Annotated in this window: 21 protein-coding genes; 13 read left to right on the top strand and 8 right to left on the bottom strand. The window is 34.4% G+C overall.

The genetic code is table 11. The annotated features are described in order from the left end of the window. Positions 1 to 2 precede the first annotated feature (2 nt). The 7 genes from BUE84_RS12580 to BUE84_RS12550 form a co-directional block, all read right to left on the bottom strand. Positions 3 to 461 carry a DUF2750 domain-containing protein gene (locus BUE84_RS12580; RefSeq protein ID WP_079241913.1) on the bottom strand — a complete coding sequence of 153 codons (459 nt, stop codon included), beginning with the start codon at positions 459 to 461 and terminating at the stop codon, positions 3 to 5. 40 nt (positions 462 to 501) lie between these two features. Further along, entirely contained in the window at positions 502 to 876 is a 375-nt protein-coding gene (locus tag BUE84_RS12575) for a hypothetical protein (protein ID WP_079241912.1), read from the bottom strand. Between the two features lie 81 nt (positions 877 to 957). Beyond that, the gene (gene nudK, locus BUE84_RS12570) at positions 958 to 1539 is read right to left on the bottom strand and encodes a GDP-mannose pyrophosphatase NudK (RefSeq protein ID WP_079241911.1); all 582 of its coding nucleotides are present in this window, start codon (positions 1537 to 1539) and stop codon (positions 958 to 960) included. Positions 1540 to 1604: 65 nt separating this feature from the next. After that, entirely contained in the window at positions 1605 to 2510 is a 906-nt protein-coding gene (locus BUE84_RS12565; RefSeq protein ID WP_079241910.1) for a TIGR01777 family oxidoreductase, read from the bottom strand. 24 nt (positions 2511 to 2534) lie between these two features. Next, entirely contained in the window at positions 2535 to 2879 is a 345-nt protein-coding gene (locus BUE84_RS12560; RefSeq protein WP_034695532.1) for a hypothetical protein, read from the bottom strand. Positions 2880 to 2884: 5 nt separating this feature from the next. After that, a complete protein-coding gene (locus BUE84_RS12555; protein ID WP_034695530.1) occupies positions 2885 to 3478 on the bottom strand; it encodes an HPP family protein in 594 nt (197 codons plus the stop codon). Then, positions 3479 to 4384, bottom strand: a complete 906-nt coding sequence (locus tag BUE84_RS12550; protein ID WP_079241909.1) for an arginase family protein — start codon at positions 4382 to 4384, stop codon at positions 3479 to 3481. Between the two features lie 318 nt (positions 4385 to 4702). Here BUE84_RS12550 and BUE84_RS12545 point away from each other — a divergent pair, with 318 nt between their 5' ends. The 4 genes from BUE84_RS12545 (at position 4703) to BUE84_RS12530 (ending at position 8040) form a co-directional block, all read left to right on the top strand. After that, positions 4703 to 5494 carry a hypothetical protein gene (locus BUE84_RS12545; protein WP_079241908.1) on the top strand — a complete coding sequence of 264 codons (792 nt, stop codon included), beginning with the start codon at positions 4703 to 4705 and terminating at the stop codon, positions 5492 to 5494. Positions 5495 to 5638: 144 nt separating this feature from the next. After that, complete coding sequence (locus BUE84_RS12540) at positions 5639 to 6664, top strand: methyltransferase (protein WP_158521357.1); 1026 nt, start codon at positions 5639 to 5641, stop codon at positions 6662 to 6664. A 330-nt stretch (positions 6665 to 6994) separates the two neighbouring features. Next, positions 6995 to 7195: a hypothetical protein gene (locus tag BUE84_RS12535; protein ID WP_079241906.1), complete on the top strand. Its 201-nt coding sequence runs from the start codon at positions 6995 to 6997 to the stop codon at positions 7193 to 7195. A gap of 59 nt (positions 7196 to 7254) precedes the next feature. Then, positions 7255 to 8040 carry a GLPGLI family protein gene (locus BUE84_RS12530; protein WP_079241905.1) on the top strand — a complete coding sequence of 262 codons (786 nt, stop codon included), beginning with the start codon at positions 7255 to 7257 and terminating at the stop codon, positions 8038 to 8040. A gap of 69 nt (positions 8041 to 8109) precedes the next feature. Here BUE84_RS12530 and BUE84_RS12525 read toward each other — a convergent pair whose 3' ends face one another. After that, on the bottom strand, positions 8110 to 8487 hold the full coding sequence (locus BUE84_RS12525) for a helix-turn-helix domain-containing protein (protein ID WP_079243937.1): 378 nt from the start codon (positions 8485 to 8487) through the stop codon (positions 8110 to 8112). A gap of 350 nt (positions 8488 to 8837) precedes the next feature. Between BUE84_RS12525 and BUE84_RS12520 the strand changes: the two genes are divergently transcribed. The 9 genes from BUE84_RS12520 to BUE84_RS12480 all read left to right on the top strand — a co-directional run bounded on the left by BUE84_RS12520 (position 8838) and on the right by BUE84_RS12480 (position 15846). Further along, entirely contained in the window at positions 8838 to 9170 is a 333-nt protein-coding gene (locus BUE84_RS12520) for a single-stranded DNA-binding protein (RefSeq protein ID WP_079241904.1), read from the top strand. 12 nt (positions 9171 to 9182) lie between these two features. Then, positions 9183 to 9638 carry an HRDC domain-containing protein gene (locus BUE84_RS12515; RefSeq protein ID WP_238594254.1) on the top strand — a complete coding sequence of 152 codons (456 nt, stop codon included), beginning with the start codon at positions 9183 to 9185 and terminating at the stop codon, positions 9636 to 9638. Between the two features lie 120 nt (positions 9639 to 9758). Then, positions 9759 to 11129, top strand: coding sequence for a histidine--tRNA ligase (gene hisS, locus BUE84_RS12510; RefSeq protein WP_079241903.1), 1371 nt, complete (start codon positions 9759 to 9761; stop codon positions 11127 to 11129). Between the two features lie 188 nt (positions 11130 to 11317). Then, the gene (locus BUE84_RS12505) at positions 11318 to 12181 is read left to right on the top strand and encodes an SHOCT domain-containing protein (RefSeq protein ID WP_079243935.1); all 864 of its coding nucleotides are present in this window, start codon (positions 11318 to 11320) and stop codon (positions 12179 to 12181) included. 11 nt (positions 12182 to 12192) lie between these two features. Then, a complete protein-coding gene (locus BUE84_RS12500) occupies positions 12193 to 13041 on the top strand; it encodes a PH domain-containing protein (protein WP_079243934.1) in 849 nt (282 codons plus the stop codon). Positions 13042 to 13059: 18 nt separating this feature from the next. Continuing rightward, positions 13060 to 13707, top strand: a complete 648-nt coding sequence (locus BUE84_RS12495) for a GNAT family N-acetyltransferase (protein WP_079241902.1) — start codon at positions 13060 to 13062, stop codon at positions 13705 to 13707. A gap of 62 nt (positions 13708 to 13769) precedes the next feature. After that, complete coding sequence (locus BUE84_RS12490; protein WP_079243933.1) at positions 13770 to 14309, top strand: PH domain-containing protein; 540 nt, start codon at positions 13770 to 13772, stop codon at positions 14307 to 14309. Between the two features lie 197 nt (positions 14310 to 14506). Then, a complete protein-coding gene (locus tag BUE84_RS12485; RefSeq protein ID WP_145953241.1) occupies positions 14507 to 15034 on the top strand; it encodes a hypothetical protein in 528 nt (175 codons plus the stop codon). A gap of 20 nt (positions 15035 to 15054) precedes the next feature. Beyond that, positions 15055 to 15846, top strand: a complete 792-nt coding sequence (locus BUE84_RS12480) for a class I SAM-dependent methyltransferase (RefSeq protein ID WP_079241900.1) — start codon at positions 15055 to 15057, stop codon at positions 15844 to 15846. Positions 15847 to 15878: the final 32 nt, after the last annotated feature.

Genomic DNA, 15878 nt, shown 5'->3' with positions numbered 1-15878 from the left:
GATTAATCTTCCAATACTTCTCTGATCTGTTTTTCAAGATCTTCCATGTTTTCAAACTTTCTCAATTCCAGTGACTTTCCTGAAGATCTGAGCTCTGCAATAATATCAAGGATTAATTCTAAAGGCTCAGCTTCGTAGCCAAACAGATTGCTGTCAAAATTAGTTCCTACCAATAATCCGTCACTATTCATTCCCAGACACCAGTTTTCTACAAACTCGTTGAGAGGAATAGGAGAGGGCTCATAATGATTCCACTGGTTTTCTATGCATGATTTTGCTATGACAGCATCAGACCAGAAGCAAATGATCTGTACCTCTTCACCGTCTTCGTATTCTGACTCGTTGGAGTAGGAGGTAGCATAGCCATTACCATCTTTTAAAGCATAGACTGTTTCTGTCTCAGTAATTTTTTTAATAAAGTCTTTATGACGATTCTCTACCGTAATATGATCTTGGAGCATTTTTATTGAATTATAAATTATGAGTGATGAATTGTAGGTCTTATGAAATTTCACTCTTGTTGATATGAATAATTTCGGGATTTTGACCATCTGAATCTCTTTTAGATCTACCATAAAGTCCTATTTCAAGATCATTTGGAGAATCACTGTCCAGTTCGGAAGGATGTACATACGTATACATACCATATCCATGCCCGGAAACCAGCCATCCTTCAGTAAGGTTTAAATGAATTACATTGAAATCTCCGGCAGGGCCTCCGGCATAAACCGGACCAAATTCTTTCATTAATTGTAATGCTTCCTTTTTTATATCTTCGATAATACTGATATCATCAAAAATAATATAAGTGCCATTTTCAAAAAGAACCCAATCCTGAAATTTGGGATTAATGGCAAGCTTCACATGTTCAATCATCTGTTAATAGTTTAAATATGAATTATAAGTTAATATTTTTATTTAGATATGCAGTTTTCAAGTATCAATCATCATTGATTTCTACATGATTCCTTTGATCCTCAAATGTTGCAGAAGCATAATGGTTTTTGCATCTTTGATTTCTCCGGTATCAATCATTTTCAGGCTTTCTTCGAACGATAATTCCAGAACTTCGATATTTTCACCTTCTTCTTCCAATCCGCCTCCGTCATTGATTTTCATTTCATTTGAATACTCTGCAATGAAGAAATAAAGAATTTCCGTCACAGACCCGGGCGACATATAGGCTTCAAATATTTTTTCAACCTTTGAAATTTTATATCCGGTTTCTTCCTCAGTTTCCCTTTTGATACAGTCTTCCGGATTATCATTATCTAAAAGTCCTGCGCAGGCTTCAATGAGCATGCCTGTAGAATTTCCGTTGATATAAGTCGGTAAACGGAATTGGCGGGTAAGAATAACAGTGTTTGAATCTGTATTGTAAAGAAGGATTACTGCGCCGTTTCCGCGGTCATAGGCTTCTCTGCTCTGAGTTTCTGTAGTTCCGTCTTTTTTCAAAACAGAGTAGGTGACTTTGTTTAAAGTATACCAGTTGTCTGAAAGGATTTCTGTGTTTAATAAGGTGATATTCGGGTTTTTCATGAGAATATTTTCTGTATTATAATAAATAGGTGTTGAAATATTTTTTTAATTAATTTTTCTTGAATTTACTTCTTTAATAAGTCTTTTAAAGCATTCTCCAGATCCGGGAATTTGAAATGGAAACCTGCATCCTGAAGTTTCTTTGAGGAAGCTCTTGAACCTTCCAATATTGCAGTAGCCAGCTCTCCGAATAAGAGTTTTAGCACAAATCCGGGAACATTAGGCATAAATAGAGGTTTTTCAAGCACTTGGGCAATCTTTTTTGTAAGATCTTTATTGGTGGCATGCTGTGGAGATACAGCATTATAAGCGCCATCTATTGCTGGGTTTTTTAAAGCAAATTCATATATAGAACAGATATCTTCAATATGAACCCATGGCATATATTGTTGGCCACTTCCCAGTGGAGATCCGATATAATATTGAATAGGAGGGATCATTTTCTTTAATGCTCCGTCTTTTTCAGAAAGCACTACAGCAGTGCGTATTTTCACAACTCTTTCCGCCAGATACTGTTCTTTAAAATCATCAGCGGCTCTTTCCCATAAAACAACCACTTCACTTAGAAAATCGTTGCCTGGTGGATCGGTTTCTGTATAAATTTTTTCTGAAGTTTCTGTACCGTAGAAATTAATTCCTGAGGCTGAAATAAAGGATTTAAGCTTGATTTTGTTTTTTCTTAAAGTTGTTCGAAGCAATTCTGCGGAATCCACACGGCTGGAAATCAATTCTCTTTTTCTTTCCGGAGTCCAGCGCTTTTCCGAAATATTGGCACCTGCAAGATGAATGATATGAGAAACATTGTCAAAGGCAGTTTCATCTATAGCCTTTTTTTGGATATCCCATTCATATTCATGATCATGCACTTTTTTTCGGGTCAGAAACCGGATTTCGTATTCCTTGCCTATTTTTTTTGCCAGTTCTTTGGCAATCATACCACTGGCACCGGTGATCAGAACAACTTCTTTCATAGTATTATATTTGTGGTGGATAGGTTATGCCTGATTTTTTACAATCAGTACAAAATCATCTTCCAGAAGTTTATAACCGTAATCATAAATGAATTTGTATTCAGAGCCGTTTTTATAAACTTTCAGATTAGTAAAATAATCGAAATCAAAACCTAAGCCATCCAGTCTGGATTTTGGGACTTTTGTTTTGCCATCGGTATTTATTTCCATCAGGATACGGTAATTCTTACGGAGTTTGTTATTAACATTCCGCATTAGATTACTAGAGTCCTTATTCTGCTTATTGTTATAGGCGTTTCGACAGGCATCGTTGCAGAATTTTTTATCTGATCTTCCGATGATTTTCTCGCCACATTCCAGACAATTCATGATTTTTATTTTAAGTGATGGTTGTGTCTTTTTTTCAGCAGTTTTTTGAACATGCTGTGGGTAGGATAACTTCTGTTAGGTGTAATATTATTGAAAAATAATGCAACAATCAAAAGAATAATGCATCCGGAAAGAACAGGAGAGAGAACATACCAATATCCCAATTCCGGAATTTTCCCTGTAGAACTTACTGCAATCAGAGCAGTAGCTCCGCCTGGTGGATGCAAAGTTTTTGTATACTGCATCAATACTATGGAAAATGCTACTGCCAAAGGTGCCGAAAGCCAGATGATATCCGGAACAAACTGATAAACAGTAACTCCTACCAATGCAGACAGAACATGTCCGCCGATAAGATTTCTCGGTTGTGCCAGAGGACTCTGTATTGCTCCATAAATAAGAACACTTGATGCTCCAAAAGAACCAATCAGGAATATATTCTCAGTTTCTGTAAGTGAGTGAGACTGGATAAATGCAATGATCCCGATGCCAAAAAATGCACCTAAAAATGACCAGAAATGCTCTTTATAGTCAACAAGTGTTTCTTTATAGATCACATATTTTGAAACTCTGAATGTTCTTTTGATTGTCTTCTTCATTTACTCTTCTTTATTTTTTATAATTTGAATTAAATTGTCTACAAACGGACGGGTGTACGTTCCGTTTTCATCGTAATCAGGGTCTAAAATGGTAATCTCTATTCCAAAGCATAAAGGGTTTTCGAATAAAGGTTTCAGCATTTCCCCGAGATCATCATAGCTGATTCCGTCTTCCATTCTGCTGTCTACAGCAGGCATAATCTCATCTTTCAGGATATCAACATCAAAATGAATGAAAAATCCATCCAACCCTTTATCGTTTACCATTTTCAGAAAGTCTACAGCCGTTTTTCTGAAACCATTTTGTCTCAGACGGTATAAATCAAAATAATGAATATTGGAATTGATCATCTGATCAACATATTCTTTATCATCAGTTTCTGCATTTCCACAGCAGAAGATATTTTCCTCGGAAAGGTAAGGCTTTAAACCGTCAATATTAGTCAGTTTTTGATGTCCGGTACCTGTAATAATGGCGAGATCCATTCCTGCTGCACCTCCGGTTTCAGAAAGCTCCGGCAGGATAAAGTCTGTGTGCCCGTCAAGATAAAAAAGTCCGAAATTCCCTGTTTTTTTCAGAGCGATGGCATTTCCTATGAGAATGCTGCAGTCGCCTCCAAGAATAATATTGAATGTATTCTTTTCGTAATGATGGAGAATACAGTCTGCCTGTTTTTTAGCATATTCAATAATCTGATTGGCATTTCTGACTTTCGATTCCTCATCAAAGTCCATAGAATACTCAGGAGCTTCCAGTCTGAAAACATTGACAGGATTAATTCTGCTATGAAAACCAAATTTTCTGAGCCATTCCGGAAGCTTTCGAACTCCGGGTTCTGTCTCATGTTCCTTTTTGGTAAGTCCCAAATTGAGAGGAAACTCAAAAATATTGATGCTCCTTTTCATAGATGAATTTTCACAAAGATAAGGAATTATCCGTTTGTAAATGGATAATTAAAAAAGCACTCATCAGTATTTCATTCTATTTTATGAAAATAAAGGATCTTGATTTATAGGATCAGTTTTTAAAACATGTAAACTTTTTTTGTACTTCTCTGTGTTTTGAATAATGTAATATTGATCGGTGTTTATGAAAAAATATTCATTCATAAACCTATATTGTTATGTATAACAGTCTTATTTTCAGTAAATAAATTTAATTTTTATTTCACTGTATTGTGTTTTTTTGTAATTTTGATATCAAACATTCAAAAAAAACAAACCATGAAAAAATCCAATTTATTACTCAGTATTCTGTGTTCTTCATTTATGCTTGGACAGGTAGGGATTAATACCACTTCTCCACAAGGAGTTCTGGATGTCACCTCAGCTAATTCAGCAGTTGTACTCTCAAGAAATGCCAATCCTCCGGCTAATGTAACCACACCCACTGCGGGAATGATCATCTACGATTCCACCAATAAGACTTTAAGGTACTATAATGGGACCCAATGGAGTACAGTGATCTCTTCAGCAACCTTAACAACAGCGAATGAAGGAGTTGTTAAACTGAATAGTGGAGCAGGTGTGAAACCCACATTTGCCTTCAAATCTTCAGGAGGAGTTCCTTTAATGACTTATCAGAATATTGTTTATCAGACACCGATGAATATTGTAACAGACTTTGCGGCACCTCCTACTACCACATGGCCGGAAAATATTGCAAGCCCGGTGCCGGGAGATATATACAACCCTTCTACAGGACAGTTTTTGGAAAATCCTATTGCAGGTCAGGTTCACATGTGGAGGGTTATTGTGAGCTACAGTAATAAGAATAACGGCTCTGTAGCATTTGTGACTGTAAATCTTTCCAATCCACTTCCTCCTTCAACATTTTCTATAGATCAGACTGCTGTGGCTCCCAACGGGGTAACTTCCGGAAATCTTGTCTTTTATCTGGTGAGCGTTGCAGATCCTTTATCTATAGGCAGCGGGTATCTTATTAAAATAAAATCTGATACCACATTAGATGCTACTATTGATAGTGTTACAAGGATTTCTCAAGCCAAAGATTAATCTCATTATTAAAAGCTTATTTTCAAATTTGACAGATGTCAGACAAGAACAAACTCTTTAAGTTTGTTCTTGTTTTCATGGTGACAGATATAATTTGTTAAACATTAAAACCCATAAAAATACTATTCAATTAAAATGCTTACTATGGAAAAACAAGCCGTTAAACCTGAGTTTACTTTTAAAATGTATGAAATATTAGGCGGTTTATGGTTAACCGGATGTGTAAAAACAGCTGCTGAACTCAATATTGCAGATTTGCTGGCCTCTGGTCCGAAAACAATTTCCTTCCTTGCTGAAGAAACTCAATCACATGAAACGCAACTGTACCGGGTTATGAGAGCATTGAGCAGTGCCGGAATATTTGAAGAATCAGAAAACAGAACTTTTATTTTGAATGATTTTGGAGCTGCTTTGCAAACTGATGCGCCAGGAACTGCAAAAAACTTTGTATTAACCATTATGAATGAGCACTTTCCTGGTTATGGGGATCTGACGTATGCAGTTCAGAAAGGGAAAATACCATTTGAACATATTCATGGGAAAGATCTTTGGGGTTTTTATAAAGAATTTCCTGAAATAGGGGAAAACTTTGGAAAAGGAATGACGGGAATGTCCGGAATGGAGCTGAAAGGCATTATAGAAAACTATGATTTTAAACCTTATAAAAAAATTGTTGATATAGGCGGCGGCAATGGGATAATGATCCATACCATTCTGAATAATGCTCCGGAAAGCTCAGGGATTATCTTTGATGAAGCCAATGTGATTGAGAAAACAATTAAGATGATTCCTGAAAATCTGAAAGGAAGATGTTCTGTCGCTACAGGAAGTTTTTTTAATGAAGTTCCGCAGGGAGCAGATTTATATACCATGAAATGGATTATGCATGACTGGAGTGATGATGAATGTGTACAAATTCTGAAAAACTGTTATAATGCCATGTCTAAAGGGGCAAAGCTATTAATCATAGATGCCGTTATCCCTGATGATTCTTTAAATAAACCCCATATGGCCAAACTTCTGGATATTGTTATGCTGGCCTGCCTTACAGGAAAAGAAAGAAGTTTAAGTGAGTTTAAAATAATCATTGAAAAAGCAGGATTAAAGTTTAATCAGCTTATTCATATCGGAACAGAAGCAAAAAGCATTATTGAATGTGAAAAAATATAGATTTCAAATTTTATTTTTAGTTGCATGATTAAGTAGGAGGCGCTCAACAATTTTGTTGAGTGCCTTTTTTGTTGGATTTTTTTAGATGAAAGTCAGAACAGAAAATTTCCCACATAATTTTAAATTTATATTCTTATTTAATTATAATTAGAAATTATATTTTACAGAAATTATATAAAGCTGTAATTTTTAAATACATGTGATTTTTTTATTTAAAATATTGTTTTTCAAGCATTTAACATAATGAAATAATTCACATCAATTTTGATTTATTTTCTATTTTTAAAATGTTTAATTTAAATTTATTATTAATCATTAAAAAAAACAATTATGAAAAAAACAATTTTATTAGGTGCTATTTTGCTAGCTGGTATAGCTAGCGCATTCCCTTTCAGAACCTCGTGTGGGAGTGTTGTAAATGTAACGCAAACAGAAGGATATACAATGGAGCAAATAACCAACTTTTTACAATTTGTTAATTATAATGAATGTGGTACTAAGCCCAAAGGAATAACTCTTTATATTCATTAATTACTAATTCAAAATTTCAAGCAAAGTATTATTTATGCTTTGCTTGTATTATTTAAACTATGAAAATTTACTGCAGTCTATTTTTCTTTTTCTTTATAATCATTATTAAATCTCAAGGAGGTTTTAATGTTGTATATGAAGCTGATTACAAATTAGTTTATAAAAATCAAACCAAAAATGCTATTATCCAGGATGCTGCGTTTGCTCTTTTGATGAACGAAAAAGAATCTTACTATAAAAACATTAATCAATATGTCGGAGACTCATTGCGTTTAGAAAAAAAACTTCATGAAAATAGTCCGATTGACGAGCAAATGAAATATATTTCCGACTTTCCGGAAAATATAGGAACAACAACAGGAAAGATTTATGTAACTTTTAAAACATCTAATGAATACTTTAAATACGAAGAAACAAATAATATCAATTGGCAACTTACAAATGACTTTAAAACAATTGGGAAGTATAAATGCCAAAAAGCTATAACAAAAAAATATGGTAGAACCTGGATTGCATATTTTACAAAAGAAATACCCTTTCCTTTTGGTCCATACAAGTTTAGTAAATTACCAGGGTTGATTTTGGAAGTGTTTGATGACAAAGATGATTATCATTTTACGATGTATAATTTCAAAAAAAGGAAATATTATTGTATTTCTGCTAATTTGCATTCTAATGCTAAACCAGTGAAGAAAGAAAAAATATTTGACTATCAACGAAAAGAATTAACTGATCCCACTCTTTATAACAAATTCATTGAAGATACTGAAGAGCGTCGTTCTCTCCTTAAAAAAGCAGGAAATAGAGCAAAAAATTACAATCCCATCGAATTAAGCATATACTAAAAAACATCTCTAGGAGATGTTTTTTTATTAAAAGAATTAATTTTAATCTGTCAATTTTTTTGATGCTTTCTATTTTTTAAGTCTTTCAATTTCTTCTTTAAGCAAACCAATATATTCCTGCATCGTTTTTATGATTTCTATGCTTAGTTCATGACCAATATTTGTAACATTGCTATTATCACCACCATTATTAGCATTTACAGAAGATCCTGGACTGTCATTAAAAACAGGATTTTCAATAACAATTTTAGCTTCCTCTTCCTCGTAGATTTCTTCCACAGGAACCTCTAAATACTGGGCAAGCTTGTTCCATTCTGCCTGTGTTATAGATACAGCACCGCTTTCTTTTCTGCTATAATTGGAGACGTCAGTAGGAATCACTTCAGCCATTTGCTGTTGAGTGAAGCCTTTCATCTTTCTTACTATACGGAGTTTTTCTTTTTGCATATCAGACATTTTTACAAATTTGCAAAAAAAAATTAAATTAAAGAGAAAAAAATCCTTGTAACGCATCTATTTTTCAATGTTTTTTAGAAAGAGAAAAATATTTTAAGATGTGGTTTTTCATCATTTAATTTTTACTTTAAAAGTGATGATTAATGCTTTTAAATCTTTATAAATATTGTTTCTACGGAATTTTGTTTTTTTTTATTATTCGTTTTCAAACGACTACAAACGGATTTAAATAGTTTATAACCGACTGTGGTATCGGAACATCGCAATCTTTGCAACAGAGATTTGAGAAAAACAGTGAACGTCTCTTATCTGAATTTATTAATCTTTAAAATATAAAAGTTATGTCACTAAGAAACAAAGTAACATTAATTGGTTACACAGGAAAAGAAGTTGAAATGGTAAACTTCGACAACGGAAATGTAAAAGCAAGTGTATCTTTAGCTACCAGCGATCACTACACGAATGCTAAAGGAGAAAAAGTAGAAGAAACACAATGGCACAACCTGATTGCCTTTGGGAAAGCAGCAGAAATCTTTGAAAAGTATGTATCTAAGGGAAAAGAAATTGCCATAGAAGGAAAAATCACCTACAGATCATATGATGATAAAGATGGGGTAAAACGGTATATCACAGAAATTCGTGTAGACGAGATTCTTTTATTAGGAGGTAAATAATAAAAAACACAAATGATGAGAGTGAAAATTTTTAAAATCAGGCTGCCTGAAGAGTTTCTCTATAAAGATCAGAAAATGCTGGATGATTTTCTGGAAGGCAATGAGATCATGAAAGTGGAAACAGCTTTTGTGAGTGAAGAAAAATATTGGTCTGTAATATTGTATTTTGAAGACTTAAAATTGATAAAAAATACAATAAAAGAACCTAAGGTAATTAAATATTCTGCAGAAAATGATCTTTTGAATACAGATGAAGAAAAGATTCTGGATGCTCTGAAACTCTGGAGATCAGAAAAAGCCAGAGAACAGAACCTGCCCACTTATTTCATCGCGAGCAATAAAGAACTGATATCTGTAGCCAAGTATAAACCTGCTAAAAAAGAAGAATTGCTGGAGATCAAGGGATTTGGAAAGCATAAGATTGAAAACTATGGTGAAGAGATCCTTGAGATTCTTGAAAGCGTATGATTTTTTTAATAATTGATAACACAACAAGAAAAGCTGAGGGAAGATTTTCTTCAGCTTTTTATACTGTGTAAAGTCCTTGTAATTCCGTACTTTTGCATTTATCAAAATGACATATAAGAAATGAAGCCAAGTTTAGCAAAAGGGACGAGAGATTTTACGGCACAGGAAGTTTCCAGAAGAAAATATATCATCAATATTTTACAGAATAATTTCGAATTATTCGGGTTTCAGCCACTGGAAACTCCAAGTTTTGAAAATCTGTCTACACTGACAGGAAAGTACGGAGAAGAGGGTGACCGCTTGATTTTTAAAATTTTAAATTCAAGTATCAACGAAGCAAAAGAAGAGAAAAAGAATCAGATGCTTCATGACTTTCAGAAAGCATTAGACAAACCATTCAGTGCGGAAAGTCTTACAGATAAAGCCCTTCGTTATGACCTTACCGTACCTTTTGCAAGATTCGTGGCAATGAATCATGGTAAACTGACATTTCCCTTCAAACGTTCTCAGATCCAGCCGGTTTGGAGAGCAGACAGACCCCAGAAAGGAAGATTCAGAGAGTTTTATCAGTGTGATGCTGATGTTGTAGGAAGTGAGAGTTTATTACAGGAAGTGGAGCTGGTTCAGTTATATCTGAAGTCATTTGCCGATCTGAAAGTTCCAGTAACCATTCATATGAACAACAGAAAGATTCTTTCCGGATTGGCAGAATATGCAGGAATCACAGATAAACTGATTGATTTTACTGTAGCATTGGATAAACTGGATAAAATTGGTAAAGACGGAGTTGTAAAAGAATTATTGGAAAGAGAAATTTCTCAGGAATCTATTGATAAACTGGATTTCTTATTCAGCCAGTCAGACGATGCGTTGGAAAATCTTCTTCAGTTGAAAGAAAAGTTTACAGGAAATGAAATCGGCCTGAAAGGAGTAGAAGAACTTGAATTTGTTCTTACACAATCTCTGAACCTGGGTGTGGATATTCAAAACCTGGTTTTCAATATTACTTTGGCAAGAGGTCTGGACTATTACACCGGAGCTATTTTCGAAGTGAAAGCAGATGAGGTTGCCATGGGGTCCATTGGAGGTGGTGGAAGATATGATAACCTGACTGAAGTTTTTGGAGTGAAAAACATTCCGGGAATAGGAATTTCATTCGGATTAGACAGAATTTACCTGGTAATGGAAGAACTGAATCTTTTCCCTGAAGAAGCATCAGCCAAAATAGAGTATCTGTTTGCTAACTTTGGAGGTGAAGGAATCACTGATGCATTAAAGCTGATCATGAAGCTAAGAGCAAAAGGTATTTCAGCTGAATTATATCCTGAAAATGCAAAGATCAACAAGCAGTTTACCTATGCTGAAAAGAAAGGCATAAAAAATCTTGTTTTCCTGGGTGAAGAAGAAATTAAAAATAATACAGTTACTTTCAAAGATCTTGAGGCTGGAGAACAGAAAACTGTTTCTTTAGAAGAGTTTTTAGGAGAATAATAGTAAACACCTATAAAAAATAAAACAACCACAAAAGTAATTTTGTGGTTGTTTTATTTGATGGATGCTAAGATTTAAATATTTTTAACCTGTACAATCGGTTTAGAATTTGTAATTTGGAGTCGATATTATAAAACAGGGTGAAATGACGCTCTGTATTCATAAAAACTTTTAAACATAAAAACCAGATGAATATTATTTGTGCATTGTGCGGAACACCGCTGACGGCTACTGATATGTCCGTTGGTAAAAATAAACTTGCTGATGGTGGTTATTTGTGTGCAGGATGTTTTACTAAAGCTATTACGATCAATAGAGACCTTATCAATAATCTTGACCAATTCTATTTTGCAGAAATTACAGGAATAATTCTGAAAAGTAAAATTGATGCCAGCCAGAACTCGGGAGGATCTCATTCCACGACCAATCACCACGACCAATATGATGCGCCCACCAGACTGGATGAAATAAAAGATCAGATTGTTGCACTTAATGCAAGACTGAGCGTTTTGGCGAATGAGGAAGTGAATGAATTGGCGAATGTGTTGGATAGAGATGAAAGATTATTGGCCATTGCAGAAGGTATAGACCTTCAGAGTAACAGAGAAGGGATTATATTTTCAACCCAGAAAAGAATTGCTTTTATTGATAAAAAATTTCTGGGTGGTGTTGCAAAAAATGAATTCTTCATTCAGGATATCTCTTCTATCGATCATACTGAAAACCTTTTGTATTCAATACTGAAAATCAATACTTATAGAGGTTCTGCACAGTTTAAACTGCATAATAAAAATGATGGAAGAGCATTTTCCAATGTTCAAAACAGAAGTACAACTTATACTGAAAATGAATTCAGACAAGAGTCTAGTCCATTACAGGCATTTACTCAAACAATTCCGGATCTGGTACAAGAAGATGTATATTCTGCAGCTCAAGAAGATTCAAATACAATTTTTGAACAGCTGGAAAAATTGGGAAAACTAAGAGAAAACGGAATTTTAACAGATGAAGAGTTTGCAGAACAAAAGAAAAAACTGCTTGATAAATTATAAAAGAAGAAGAAATGAGCAATAATTGTGCATTGTGTACTACAGAATTAACATCCATGGATACGCTTTTGGGAGCGAATACGCTTTCAGACGGTAATATTTTATGTAATAAATGTTTAAATAAAGTAACCGATATCAATGATGAGTTGCTTTATAATCTTAATAAATTCAGCATTAAAGATATCAATACCATGCTGAGTGCAGAAAAAACTGAAACAGTTCAGGCAGTCATGATAGCAGAACAGAATCTTCCTGCAGCGATAAATTATGGCTCTCATCAAATCTCAAAAGAGATTTACAAACGAAGACACCAGAAAATAAAGAATGAACTGGAAATGCTGAATGCGAATCTTTCCATCTTTACCAAAGGAGAAATCAAGGAACTTCCTTATCTTATCTCTGAAGAAGAACAGATCATTGCAATTACAGATGCACAGTTTGTCAATACCTTAGCTGCCGGAATATTAGTGGCAACCCCTACGAGATTAATTTCTGTATCAAAAGCTATGTTTGGCGACGCAAAAATCAATGATTACCCTAATGAAACTATTAAAGCTATAAGCTTTGTAACAGATCCGAGATCCCCCATTATTAAGCTGCATCTTGATGAAAGAGTGGTAGAGTTTGAATGTTTCATGGATAAAGAAGATGCAGAAAAATTCTACGATAAGATAAAAAGTACTTATAATAGTCCTCAGGAACAACCTTCAAAACAAATCGGCTCTGCAAACAAAGGTGTTTCAGTTTCATCAGAAGAAGTTTTTAATCAACTTGAGAAATTAGGAAAGCTGAGAGAGAACGGAATTTTAACCGATGCGGAATTTGCAGAGCAAAAAAAGAAATTATTGGAGCAATTAAAATAAAACTTTTAACACCCAATCATGAAGGATAAAGTATCTTCAAAAATAGTTGAAAACTGGCTGAAAGGATGGTGCCTGTCAAGAGAAACACCTTTTCCTGTGTCCTATAAATCAGGATTCCATGTGACTGTAGGAGATGAAAAACAGAAAGAACGTTTCGTATTTCCTGAGCTTAATGAGGATTTTTTCCAGCTTGCCGATTCAATTGATGAGCCCTGGATTTATCTGAAGGTATCCACTTCTCCTGATGAGTTTATAGAGAAAATCCCTGAAAGATGGCAACTGCAGTCACAGGGATATCTGATGACCTGTTTTCACCCGATGGAATTTCCGGAAACCAGTCTTGCAGAAGGATATCACTTTATGTTTTCTGAATATAACACTACCTTCGTGATCAGAATTGTAGCCGAAAATGGCGAACTGGCTTCCATAGGGCGTGTCTCTCTTATAGATGGTTGTGCTATCTATGACAGGATCATTACCGAAAAAAATCATCAAAGGAAAGGGCTTGCCCGTTTTTTATTGAAAGAATTGGAGAAAATCGCTTTATCCAAAGGATGTCCCAATAATCTTTTAGTGGCTACGGAAGAAGGTAAACTATTGTATGAAACCTTAGGCTGGAAGCTGTACAGTCTGCATACTTCCATTGTGATACCATCAGAAGACTAATATTTTTATTGAATTAAATTTTATTACTAATAAACAGTAATTTAGACCCATAAACTAATGCTATGAGTGAAAAATCAAGACTTGACGAAATAAGAGATGAACTTAAAAATCTCGATATAAGCCCTACCATATTTGCCCGAAAAGAAATTCATGAATTGCCGGATATCCTATCATCAGATGAAAGAATTGTCTATCTCGTAGAAGGTAGAAACAAACTGAACAATCATCATATCATCTTAGTAGCTACAGAGAGAAGGCTGATTTTTGTAGATAAGGAGTTCATGTACGGACTGAAAGTAGAAGATTTTTCTTACAGCAAAATAAGCTCCATACAATATGAAACGGAATTCTTACTGGCTTCTATAGATATTCAGGTTACTGATGATATTGTAGAGATTGATGGAGTAGGAAAGTATCACGCTGAGCTGTTTTGCGAAAAAGTAAGGGATTTCATGTCCCAACCTGAAAAATCCTTTCAAGGCAAATCCGAACCTAGCGTTTTAGATCAGTTGGAACAATTGGGCAGACTAAGGGAAGCCGGAGTATTAAGCGAAGAAGAATTTCTGGAGCAAAAGAAAAAATTGATGGAGAAACTTCCATAAACATACAATATGTGGAAAGTTTTTAATAATAATTGGTATAACTCTGTATTAGTTTCGGCCCTTGTAGCTTTCTTCTGCTTTTTTTTGGACTTTCTCTATTTAATAGGTATACATTGTATATCTGCTGTTTTCTTCCTTTTATTTTTCTTCTGATTACTTTTGTTCTGGGTATCATCAGGATTGTAAAGAAAGATTATTTGAAAGGAATTTTGCAGATTCTTTCTACAGTAGCATTGGCGGCGGTTACCTTTGGTTACTTCACTTTTGCATTGATGTTTTATCCTTATGATTATTTCGCGGAAGGATTAAAAATTCCCGGAAATATTAAATTTGAAAAACCTTTGAAGCTTAATGATGAAAATGACAGAATAAATATTCATCAGCGGGACTTTATTCTTTACGATTATTTCCAGCCGGGGATGTATAAATATGATCTGTTTTTACATAAGATTGAAAAAGGGAAAGTATATCTGAAAATATTTGAAATTACTAAAAACCAGATTCTTTCTGAGGAAAGTATAAAAAAGAAAAGCCAGATTGAAGTTGAAAATAAGCCAGATGAATTAAAAAGATTTGAATTAAAAGATGACTTTACAATCTATGAAGGCGATTGGGGACAGTTTTATGGGGGTAGAATTGAGGTTTGGTTTAAACCAGATGATGTCAATAAACCTGAAAGAAAATTAATCACAAAAAACTATATTGTTCAAGGCTGGATGAGATAGATGATTTAAAGAATTAAACTATGGAAAATTACTTAGAAATCAATAAAAAATCATGGAACGCTAAAGTAGAACCTCATCTGAAATCGGATTTCTACTTTGTGGATGAATTTTTAAAAGGGAGAACCTCTCTGAACTCAATAGAATTAGATCTTCTTGGGGATATAAAAGGGAAAACTATTCTGCATTTGCAGTGCCATTTCGGTCAGGATTCTATCTCCTTGTCAAGAATGGGAGCTAAAGTTACCGGGATAGACCTTTCTGATAAAGCTATTGATACTGCCAGAGAGCTTGCCCGGAAATGTGGTGCTGATACAGAATTTATCTGTTCAGATGTGTATAATCTGCCCAATGTTCTGGATCAGAAATTTGATATTGTGTATACAAGCTACGGTACAATAGGATGGCTTCCTGATCTTGAAAAATGGGCTGGAATTATCAATCATTTCTTAAAATCGGAAGGAAAGTTCATTATGGCAGAATTCCATCCTGTTGTCTGGATGTTTGATGATGACTTTACAAAAGTGGCTTACAATTATTTCAATGAGAAACCGATTGTAGAAACCTATGAAGGGACTTATGCGGATCAGTCTGCACCTATTGAGCAGGAATACGTCATGTGGAATCACTCTTTATCAGAAGTTCTCGATAATTTGATAAAGAAAGATTTACAACTGAATACTTTCCTGGAGTTTAACTGGTCACCATATCCTTGTTTCAGGCATGTAGAAGAATTTGAAACAGGAAAATGGAGAATTCCACAGTTCGGAAATAAAATACCTCTTGTCTATGCGCTTATAGCACAGAAAAAATAAAACCTTAAGGGTTGTATTACAATAAAAAGTCA

This window comes from Chryseobacterium indologenes (assembly GCF_002025665.1).
In the GTDB taxonomy this organism is placed as follows: Bacteria; Bacteroidota; Bacteroidia; order Flavobacteriales; family Weeksellaceae; genus Chryseobacterium; species Chryseobacterium metallicongregator.
This window is presented reverse-complemented; position numbering and strand designations above follow the sequence as displayed.

Excerpts from the sequence above, each read along its gene's own strand:
- BUE84_RS12530 (WP_079241905.1), top strand. The coding sequence starts at position 7,255 with ATGAAAATTTACTGCAGTCTATTTTTCTTTTTCTTTATAATCATTATT.
- BUE84_RS12550 (WP_079241909.1), bottom strand. The coding sequence starts at position 4,384 with ATGAAAAGGAGCATCAATATTTTTGAGTTTCCTCTCAATTTGGGACTT.
- BUE84_RS12540 (WP_158521357.1), top strand. The coding sequence starts at position 5,639 with ATGGAAAAACAAGCCGTTAAACCTGAGTTTACTTTTAAAATGTATGAA.
- BUE84_RS12495 (WP_079241902.1), top strand. The coding sequence starts at position 13,060 with ATGAAGGATAAAGTATCTTCAAAAATAGTTGAAAACTGGCTGAAAGGA.
- BUE84_RS12505 (WP_079243935.1), top strand. The coding sequence starts at position 11,318 with ATGAATATTATTTGTGCATTGTGCGGAACACCGCTGACGGCTACTGAT.
- BUE84_RS12535 (WP_079241906.1), top strand. The coding sequence starts at position 6,995 with ATGAAAAAAACAATTTTATTAGGTGCTATTTTGCTAGCTGGTATAGCT.
- BUE84_RS12515 (WP_238594254.1), top strand. The coding sequence starts at position 9,183 with ATGATGAGAGTGAAAATTTTTAAAATCAGGCTGCCTGAAGAGTTTCTC.
- hisS (WP_079241903.1), top strand. The coding sequence starts at position 9,759 with ATGAAGCCAAGTTTAGCAAAAGGGACGAGAGATTTTACGGCACAGGAA.
- BUE84_RS12545 (WP_079241908.1), top strand. The coding sequence starts at position 4,703 with ATGAAAAAATCCAATTTATTACTCAGTATTCTGTGTTCTTCATTTATG.
- BUE84_RS12480 (WP_079241900.1), top strand. The coding sequence starts at position 15,055 with ATGGAAAATTACTTAGAAATCAATAAAAAATCATGGAACGCTAAAGTA.
- BUE84_RS12525 (WP_079243937.1), bottom strand. The coding sequence starts at position 8,487 with ATGCAAAAAGAAAAACTCCGTATAGTAAGAAAGATGAAAGGCTTCACT.
- BUE84_RS12565 (WP_079241910.1), bottom strand. The coding sequence starts at position 2,510 with ATGAAAGAAGTTGTTCTGATCACCGGTGCCAGTGGTATGATTGCCAAA.
- BUE84_RS12555 (WP_034695530.1), bottom strand. The coding sequence starts at position 3,478 with ATGAAGAAGACAATCAAAAGAACATTCAGAGTTTCAAAATATGTGATC.
- BUE84_RS12520 (WP_079241904.1), top strand. The coding sequence starts at position 8,838 with ATGTCACTAAGAAACAAAGTAACATTAATTGGTTACACAGGAAAAGAA.
- BUE84_RS12490 (WP_079243933.1), top strand. The coding sequence starts at position 13,770 with ATGAGTGAAAAATCAAGACTTGACGAAATAAGAGATGAACTTAAAAAT.
- BUE84_RS12560 (WP_034695532.1), bottom strand. The coding sequence starts at position 2,879 with ATGAATTGTCTGGAATGTGGCGAGAAAATCATCGGAAGATCAGATAAA.
- nudK (WP_079241911.1), bottom strand. The coding sequence starts at position 1,539 with ATGAAAAACCCGAATATCACCTTATTAAACACAGAAATCCTTTCAGAC.
- BUE84_RS12580 (WP_079241913.1), bottom strand. The coding sequence starts at position 461 with ATGCTCCAAGATCATATTACGGTAGAGAATCGTCATAAAGACTTTATT.
- BUE84_RS12575 (WP_079241912.1), bottom strand. The coding sequence starts at position 876 with ATGATTGAACATGTGAAGCTTGCCATTAATCCCAAATTTCAGGATTGG.
- BUE84_RS12500 (WP_079243934.1), top strand. The coding sequence starts at position 12,193 with ATGAGCAATAATTGTGCATTGTGTACTACAGAATTAACATCCATGGAT.